Annotated in this window: 8 protein-coding genes and 1 pseudogene; 7 read left to right on the top strand and 2 right to left on the bottom strand. The window is 42.9% G+C overall.

The window, feature by feature from the left end:
• The 5 genes and pseudogenes from K1I97_RS09875 to folK all read left to right on the top strand — a co-directional run.
• Positions 1–176 (top strand): annotated as a pseudogene (locus K1I97_RS09875) (IS30 family transposase); the annotation flags it as partial.
• 306 nt (positions 177–482) lie between these two features.
• Positions 483–1427 carry a dihydropteroate synthase gene (gene folP, locus K1I97_RS09870; RefSeq protein WP_223332329.1) on the top strand — a complete coding sequence of 315 codons (945 nt, stop codon included), beginning with the start codon at positions 483–485 and terminating at the stop codon, positions 1425–1427.
• A gap of 1 nt (position 1428) precedes the next feature.
• Entirely contained in the window at positions 1429–2748 is a 1320-nt protein-coding gene (locus K1I97_RS09865; RefSeq protein ID WP_223332328.1) for a bifunctional folylpolyglutamate synthase/dihydrofolate synthase, read from the top strand.
• Entirely contained in the window at positions 2729–3283 is a 555-nt protein-coding gene (gene folE, locus K1I97_RS09860) for a GTP cyclohydrolase I FolE (RefSeq protein WP_223332327.1), read from the top strand. Before K1I97_RS09865 ends, folE begins: the two co-directional genes overlap by 20 nt.
• 42 nt (positions 3284–3325) lie before the next feature.
• Positions 3326–4138, top strand: coding sequence for a 2-amino-4-hydroxy-6-hydroxymethyldihydropteridine diphosphokinase (folK, locus tag K1I97_RS09855; protein WP_223332326.1), 813 nt, complete (start codon positions 3326–3328; stop codon positions 4136–4138).
• Positions 4139–4185: 47 nt separating this feature from the next.
• On the opposite strand, the gene K1I97_RS09850 is transcribed toward folK, so the two are convergent.
• Positions 4186–4503: a DUF960 domain-containing protein gene (locus K1I97_RS09850; protein WP_223332325.1), complete on the bottom strand. Its 318-nt coding sequence runs from the start codon at positions 4501–4503 to the stop codon at positions 4186–4188.
• Positions 4504–4711: 208 nt separating this feature from the next.
• Here K1I97_RS09850 and ccpA point away from each other — a divergent pair, with 208 nt between their 5' ends.
• Positions 4712–5722, top strand: a complete 1011-nt coding sequence (ccpA, locus tag K1I97_RS09845; RefSeq protein ID WP_223332324.1) for a catabolite control protein A — start codon at positions 4712–4714, stop codon at positions 5720–5722.
• Between the two features lie 52 nt (positions 5723–5774).
• Here the strand turns inward: ccpA and K1I97_RS09840 are convergent, their stop codons facing one another.
• Positions 5775–6737, bottom strand: a complete 963-nt coding sequence (locus K1I97_RS09840; RefSeq protein ID WP_223332323.1) for an asparaginase — start codon at positions 6735–6737, stop codon at positions 5775–5777.
• A 65-nt stretch (positions 6738–6802) separates the two neighbouring features.
• On the opposite strand from K1I97_RS09840, the gene K1I97_RS09835 reads away from it, so the two are divergent.
• A complete protein-coding gene (locus K1I97_RS09835; RefSeq protein ID WP_223332322.1) occupies positions 6803–8194 on the top strand; it encodes a Cof-type HAD-IIB family hydrolase in 1392 nt (463 codons plus the stop codon).
• Positions 8195–8292 lie beyond the last annotated feature (98 nt).

Here is an 8292-nt window from a genome sequence, read left to right as displayed (position 1 = left end):
TTCTCGATTGCCAATGGTCCCCTGAAGAAATAGAAGGTCGGTAATATAGAAAAGCTGTTATGAGTTATCAAATAATCGATAGAGCCATTTACAGAGGGTATTTTGATGCTAACTCACTATCTCATGGTGCCCGTGGTGTCATTCGCAAGCTCTGCCATCGTGGGAAAACACGTCATGAAGTACTTTATGGTGAAATTATGAACTTAATTTGACAATTCAAGTGATAAAACTGTCAGGACTAGCGGTTCAAAAGTATGTTTTAGTTCTGGAATGTGACATTGACTAGCTGTTATTTACTCTTTTTCTTATGGAATATCTCGTCTTTTGATGTATGGGGATTATTTTAGGATTAGCGATATGAGTCAGCTTTAGGATACCATTTTTCCTTTCCTAAAAGAAAGATGAATACTAGCGTATCCATCTTTTTCTTTTTATGGTAAAATAGAGAAATAATGTGGTGAAAAACCTTGAGGAGTGACCCTATGTCTAATAAAGCTAGTCAGGCAAAAACAGCCATTTGCGGAATTATCAATGTAACCCCAGATTCCTTTTCGGATGGTGGTCAGTTTTTTGCTGTTGACCAGGCTCTCCAGCAAGCTCGTAAATTGATAGCAGAAGGAGCGAGCATGCTAGATATCGGTGGAGAATCAACTCGTCCTGGAAGTAGCTATGTTGAAATAGAAGAGGAAATCCAGCGTGTTGTTCCAGTCATCGAAGCTATCCGTGAGGAAAGTGATGTCCTCATTTCCATTGATACTTGGAAAAGTCAGGTGGCAGAGGCTGCCTTGGCTGCTGGTGCCAATCTGGTCAATGATATCACGGGTCTCATGGGAGATGAGAGAATGGCGGATGTGGTTGCTAAGGCTGGAGCGAAAGTGGTTATCATGTTTAATCCAGTCATGGCTCGATCTCAGCACCCTAGTTCGCTCATCTTCCCTCATTTTGGCTTTGGACAAGCTTTTACAGAGGAAGAGTTAGCTGACTTTGAAAAAATGCCAATCGAAGATTTGATGAAGGCTTTCTTTGAACGAGCTCTAGCGAGAGCGGAGGAAGCTGGGATTGCAAGAGAAAATATTCTGCTGGATCCAGGAATTGGCTTTGGTCTGACTAAGAAGGAAAATCTGCTCCTTCTACGTGATCTGGATAAACTGCATCAGAAAGGCTATCCAATCTTTCTTGGAGTTTCGCGCAAGCGGTTTGTTATCAGTATTCTGGAGGAAAATGGTTTTGAAGTTAATCCTGAGACCGAACTTGGTTTCCGCAATCGGGACACGGCTTCGGCTCATGTAACCAGTATTGCTGCGAGACAGGGTGTGGAAGTGGTGCGCGTGCACGATGTAGCCAGTCACAGGATGGCGGTTGAAATTGCGTCAGCCATTCGTTTGGCAGATGATGCAGAAAATCTAGATTTAAAACAATATAAGTAAGATGAACGAAATTCAAAACAATCAGTGGATTGCCCACTACCGGACGGACCAACCACATTTTGGTTTGGAACGAATGGTGGAACTCCTAGCTCTGCGAGGCAATCCCCATCTCAAACTTAAGGTCATCCATATCGGAGGGACCAATGGCAAGGGTTCGACCATTGCTTTTTTGAAAAAGATGCTGGAAGGGCTAGGCCTGAGAGTTGGGGTGTTCAGCTCGCCCTATCTCATTCATTATACAGATCAGATTAGTATCAATGGGAGATCCATTCCCGAGGCTAGGCTAGAAGCTCTCATGGCAGTTTATCGCTCTTTGCTTGAGGGGGAGAGGAGCGTTGCATTACAGGGAACAACCGAGTTTGAGATTATCACAGCTCTAGCTTATGATTACTTTGCCTCAGAGCAAGTAGATGTAGCCCTCATGGAAGTCGGCATGGGTGGCCTTCTGGATAGTACCAATGTTTGCCAGCCGATTCTAACAGGAATTACGACTATTGGCTTGGATCATGTGGCCCTACTTGGTGACACCTTGGAAGCTATAGCAGAGCAGAAAGCTGGTATTATCAAGCAAGGCATTCCTTTGTTAACAGGTCGCATTACTCAAGAAGCCTTGACTGTGATAGACCCTATTGCAGAAGCTAAAAATGCGCCGCGACTTGCCTATGGGAAAGATTACCAGGTTCGTCATCAAGAAAGCGTGGTAGCGGGTGAAATCTTTGATTATACTAGTTCTGTCAGACAAGGTCGCTTTCAAACAGGTCTGCTTGGCTTGCACCAGATAGAAAATGCGGGGATGGCGCTTGCTCTCCTAGACACTTACTGCCAGGAGACTGGGCGAGAATTAGCAAGTAATGACTTGGTTGCTCAAGCTTTGAAAGAGACCAGATGGCCAGGGCGTTTGGAGGTCGTGTCTAGTGACCCTTTGCTGCTTTTGGATGGGGCCCACAATCCCCATGCGATCAAGGCTTTATTAGCAACCTTGCAAGAACGATTTGCTGGCTATCATAAGGAAATCCTTTTTACGTGTATCAAAACCAAGGCCTTGGAAGATATGCTGGATTTGCTAGTGGAAATGCCAGATACCGAGCTTACCCTGACACATTTTGACGATAGTCGGGCGACGGATGAAAGCGTGCTGAAAGAGACGGCTAAGTTTAGAAATCTCAATTACCAAGGTTGGCAGGAATTTTTAGATCAGAAAATGACAGAAGATGAAGAGAAAAAAACAGTCAGGCTTGTCACGGGTTCCTTGTATTTCTTGAGCCAAGTGAGAGCCTATCTGATGGAGAGGAAGAACGAGAATGGATACACAAAAGATTGAAATGGCTGTAAAAATGATTATCGAGGCCGTTGGTGAGGATGCTAACCGAGAGGGATTGCAGGAAACTCCTGCTCGTGTAGCCCGTATGTACCAAGAGATTTTTTCAGGTCTTGGTCAAACAGCGGAGGAACATTTATCAAAATCTTTTGAGATTATTGATGATAACATGGTGGTAGAAAAGGATATCTTTTTCCACACTATGTGTGAACACCACTTCTTGCCATTTTATGGGAGAGCGCACATTGCCTACATTCCAGATGGTCGTGTGGCAGGCTTGTCCAAGCTAGCCCGTACAGTTGAAGTTTATTCTAAAAAACCACAGATTCAAGAACGGTTGAATATTGAAGTGGCCGATGCTTTGATGGACTATCTGGGTGCTAAGGGAGCCTTTGTTGTCATTGAGGCCGAACATATGTGTATGAGCATGCGTGGTGTCAGAAAGCCAGGCACTGCGACTTTGACCACTGTAGCCCGAGGCGTTTTTGAGACGGATAAGGATCTCCGAGATCAGGCTTATCGTCTAATGGGACTATAAAAAGAATCCGCTTTAAGCGGATTTTTCTAGAAAGGACTAGTTATGGATCAACTGCAGATTAAAGATTTGGAAATTTTTGCCTATCATGGTCTCTTTCCTAGTGAAAAAGAGCTAGGGCAAAAGTTTGTTATTTCCGCAAGCTTATCCTATGATATGACCAAGGCAGTGACAGAATTGGATTTGGCGGCTTCTGTCCATTACGGCGAACTTTGTCAGCAGTGGACGACTTGGTTTCAGGAAACCACTGAGGACTTGATTGAAACGGTAGCCTACAAACTAGTTGAACGCACCTTTGAGACTTATCCTCTTGTCCAAGAGATTGAGTTGGAACTAAAAAAACCTTGGGCTCCAGTGCATTTACCGTTGGATACCTGCTCGGTGACCATTCACCGTCGTAAGCAGCGGGCCTTTATCGCTCTAGGAAGCAATATGGGAGACAAAAAAGCAAACTTGGAACAAGCTATTGACAAACTGCGAGCTCGTGGCATCCATATTCTCAAAGAGTCCAGTGTCTTGATGACGGAACCTTGGGGCGGTGTGGAACAGGATAGCTTTGCCAATCAGGTAATTGAAGTAGAAACCTGGCTACCAGCACCAGTCTTGTTAGAAACATTATTAGCCATTGAGTCAGAAATGGGACGGGTTCGAGAGGTGCATTGGGGACCTCGCCTGATTGATTTGGACCTGCTTTTTGTAGAAGACCAGGTCATCTATACAGACGACCTCATCTTGCCTCATCCTTATATAGCAGAACGCCTCTTTGTTCTTGAGCCATTAGTGGAAATAGCTCCCCATTTTATTCATCCAGTATTCAAACAGCCGATACGCTACTTGTATCAAGAATTGAACAAATAGAAAAAAACTCTAGTTACTCAGCAGTTTGCGCCGAGAAGCTAGAGTTTTTAAAATAGGTCATTTTCTTCTGGAAGAAGGATGGTTTCTCTACCGTCCATATCTAAAACAAGGATCCTAGGAGGGTAAAGCGGATCAAAAGGATGATTGAAATCAAAATCAATACTAGTCGGAAGGTGCTGGCTAGAAAAATGGAAGGTGATGGTCCCCTTATTGTTGAGTAGCTGAAACTCAAGTTCTTCTTCTAATTCAAAGACATTTTTCAGGAAATGATCGATAATATACCATAAAGAGTCAATGACATCATCAGGTAGGCTGGTCACAACACCAAAACTAGCAGAACGCCTCTGAGTATTGGTAAAAGCCATAATTATTCCCTCCCTCTTTTATTTTTCCTTATCATACAGCAAAATATCTCAAAAATCAAGAAAACGTACTTACTTTTTCAAAATGGGAATAGGTTGTGAAATTTTTTCAGAGTTTCTCTAAAAAATACTTGAAAGTGTTTACAATAAGTGATAAAATGGAGTAAGCAGATGCATGAAAGCGAAATTTTCAATATAGAAAGGAAACGAAATGAACACAGATGATACAGTAACGATTTATGACGTTGCCCGTGAAGCTGGGGTTTCAATGGCAACTGTTAGTCGTGTAGTGAACGGCAATAAGAACGTTAAAGAGAATACTCGTAAAAAAGTTCTAGAGGTGATTGATCGTCTTGACTACCGTCCAAATGCGGTAGCGCGTGGTTTGGCCAGCAAGAAAACCACGACAGTTGGTGTTGTGATTCCCAACATTACCAATGGATACTTCTCAACACTTGCCAAAGGAATCGATGATATTGCTGAAATGTACAAGTATAATATCGTCCTTGCGAATAGCGATGAAGATGATGAAAAGGAAGTTTCAGTGGTCAACACCCTCTTTTCAAAACAAGTTGATGGTATTATCTTTATGGGCTATCACTTGACTGAAAAGATTCGTTCAGAATTTTCTCGTTCACGGACACCAGTTGTTCTTGCTGGTACTGTGGATATAGAACACCAACTTCCAAGTGTCAATATTGATTACAAACAAGCAACGATTGATGCCGTCACCCATTTGCTTCAAGAAAATGAAAAGATTGCCTTTGTCAGTGGGCCACTTGTTGACGATATCAACGGTAAAATTCGGTTGATTGGTTATAAGGAAGCTTTGAAAAAGGCTGGACTTTCTTACAGCGAAGGCTTGGTTTTTGAATCCAAATATAGTTACGATGATGGTTATGCATTGGCAGAGCGCTTGGTTTCTTCACAAGCTACAGCTGCAGTTGTGACAGGTGATGAATTGGCTGCGGGTGTGTTGAATGGTTTGGCGGATCACGGCGTATCTGTGCCAGAAGAGTTTGAAATCATCACGACAGATGACTCTCAGATTGCACGATTCACTCGTCCAAATCTGACAACGATTGCCCAACCTCTTTATGACCTAGGCGCTATTAGTATGCGTATGTTGACCAAAATTATGCATAAGGAAGAGTTGGAAGAACGTGAAGTTCTCTTGCCTCACGGTTTGACAGAACGTCGTTCAACACGCAAACGTAAATAGTAAAAATAGGAAATCGTGAAGATTTCCTATTTTTGCGTTCTAGAGAAGAGGATTAGCCTTCCATATAGTCTTTTAGTGCCTGTCCTTTTAGTCCAGCATTAAGGGCAATTAATAATTTGAGGCGCGCTTTTTGAGCATTGAGTTCTTTAACAAAGAAAACACCAGCTTGTTGCAACTGCACCCCTCCACCTTGGTAGGCGTAGACAGGTTCTGCAATGCCGTTAAAGCATCGTGAGACCAAGGCGACTGGAATGCCTTTTCGGAGGAGATTTTCCAACTTTTGAGCAGTTTCTTTGGGAATATTACCTGCTCCAAAAGCCTGAATAACTAAGCCATCCAGTTGTTCTAAGTCTAACATATTGATCAGTTCGTCGGTCATACCCGCATAGGCTGAGATGATAGGAACCAGTCCCTGTATGCGCTCAAGGTCAAAGCGGACTCGCGGTTCAGCTGTTTTAAAGTAGAGGATTTCTTGCTTCATGATGAGACCAAGTGGTCCGTGTGTTGGAGTTTGGAAGGTACCGACGTTTGTGGTATGGGTTTTGGTAACATACTTGGCTGCATGGATCTCATCATTCATGACGACCAGCACACCCTTGTCGGCTGCTTTGTCATCGCTGGCAACTCGCAAAGCGCTCAGATAGTTATAAACACCATCGCTACCAAGTTCATTGGAACTACGCATAGCCCCTGTTAGAACGATAGGGATGGGTGGGATTTTCATGGTATCAAGAAAGTAAGCTGTTTCTTCTAAGGTATCCGTACCATGTGTGATGACAACTCCATCGAAGTTATCAGCTTCCTCTTTAATTTTATGATAGAGCGCAAGCATATGCTTGAGTTTGATATGGGGACTTGGCAGGTTAAAAAAGTCTAGGGCATAAACCTCAATCCCTTCAAGCGGATTGGTTACATGATTCATGGGATTATCCTGACTGGTTACAACTGCACCAGTGGCGTCGGCTTGCATGGAAATAGTCCCACCTGTATGTAAAACAAGGATTTTCTTAAGCATGATTTACTCACTCTCTCTGAAATGTGGTATAATCATTGTAACACAAAAGGGGAGAATGGTATAGGATGGAAGTCAAGGCTGTTTTTTTTGATATCGATGGAACGCTAGTCAACGATCGTAAGAGTGTTTTGAAATCCACTAAGGATGCGATTAAGATTGTTAAAGAGCAAGGGGTACTTGTTGGAGTAGCGACAGGACGAGGGCCGTTTTTTGTCAAGGAATTGATGGAAGACTTGGACTTGGATTTTGCGGTGACCTACAATGGCCAATACATTTTTAATAAAGAAAAGGTGCTCTTTGCAAGCCCAATTGCTAAGTCAAGCCTGCGTCAATTGATTGCCTATGCTAAAAAAGAGCGAAAAGAAATCGCTCTTGGAACCGAGCATGCCGTTGTTGGTTCGAAAATTATGTCATTTGGTCTTGGATCCTTTTCTCAACTGGTTAGTCGTTTTATTCCGACTGTGCTAACAAGAACCGTTAGTCGCTCTTTTAATCGGATGGTTAGCAAGGCAGTTCCTCAAAAGGAAGATGACCTACTTAACTTGATTAATCAACCCATTTATCAAGTTTTGATGCTGATGACGCCAGAAGAATCTGAGAAGGCAACAGCTGATTTTGAAGATTTGAAATTAACTCGAAGCAATCCTTTTGCCGCAGATATCATTAACCAAGGCAATTCCAAACTGGAAGGCATTCGCCGAGTTGGGAAAGAGTATGGCTTTGATCTCAACCAAGTCATGGCCTTCGGTGATTCCGACAATGACCTAGAAATGTTGGCGGGTGTTGGTATGTCGGTCGCTATGGGAAATGGCAGTAGCAGTGTCAAAGAAGTTGCCAAGCATATTACGGCAAGTAATCAACAAGATGGTATCCACAAGGCGCTCGAGCACTTTGGTGTTTTGGCTTCAGAAAAAGTGTTCGTCAGTCGAGACTACCACTTTAATAAGGTCAAAACCTTCCACCACATGATGGATGAACGAACTCAAGAAGAACCACAGGCATGGGATGCTGAAGGTGCAACCCACCGTGCAGACTTTAAAATTGAAGAATTAGTAGAGTTTGTTCGCGCAGCAAGTTCTTCAGAGGAAGAATTCCAAAACTCCCTTGCAAGCATGCATGAGGCACTTGATAAGGCGGCAGAGAAAGTGGCGAAAAAAACACCCGCTAAGCAAAACTTGGTCGGTCAAGTGGATGCTTTGATCGATACATTGTATTTCACATACGGTAGTTTTGTATTGATGGGAGTGGACCCCGAACGTATCTTTGATATTGTTCATGAGGCAAACATGGGGAAAATTTTCCCTGATGGAAAAGCACATTTTGACCCAGTTACACACAAGATTTTAAAACCAGATGACTGGGAAGAAAGATATGCTCCAGAAGCTGCGATTGAAAAAGAAATTCAACGTCAAATCAAGGCTTATGAACGACATAAAGAGAAAAAAGCAAGTAAATAAGCAAACAAAAAGAGAGCCTTAATGTACTGACCCCAAAAAGTTGGATAAATAATTATTGAAAGGATTTAGTTCTGTACTGCACAGGACTAAGTCCTTTT

This window comes from Streptococcus oralis, assembly GCF_019929345.1.
GTDB lineage: Bacteria > Bacillota > Bacilli > Lactobacillales > Streptococcaceae > Streptococcus.
Note: the sequence above shows the minus strand (reverse complement) of the source record. Positions and strands in the feature narration are given on the sequence as shown.

Coding starts and splice junctions, on each gene's coding strand:
- K1I97_RS09850 (WP_223332325.1), bottom strand. CDS start 4,503: ATGGCTTTTACCAATACTCAGAGGCGTTCTGCTAGTTTTGGTGTTGTG.
- folE (WP_223332327.1), top strand. CDS start 2,729: ATGGATACACAAAAGATTGAAATGGCTGTAAAAATGATTATCGAGGCC.
- K1I97_RS09840 (WP_223332323.1), bottom strand. CDS start 6,737: ATGCTTAAGAAAATCCTTGTTTTACATACAGGTGGGACTATTTCCATG.
- ccpA (WP_223332324.1), top strand. CDS start 4,712: ATGAACACAGATGATACAGTAACGATTTATGACGTTGCCCGTGAAGCT.
- K1I97_RS09835 (WP_223332322.1), top strand. CDS start 6,803: ATGGAAGTCAAGGCTGTTTTTTTTGATATCGATGGAACGCTAGTCAAC.
- folK (WP_223332326.1), top strand. CDS start 3,326: ATGGATCAACTGCAGATTAAAGATTTGGAAATTTTTGCCTATCATGGT.
- K1I97_RS09865 (WP_223332328.1), top strand. CDS start 1,429: ATGAACGAAATTCAAAACAATCAGTGGATTGCCCACTACCGGACGGAC.
- folP (WP_223332329.1), top strand. CDS start 483: ATGTCTAATAAAGCTAGTCAGGCAAAAACAGCCATTTGCGGAATTATC.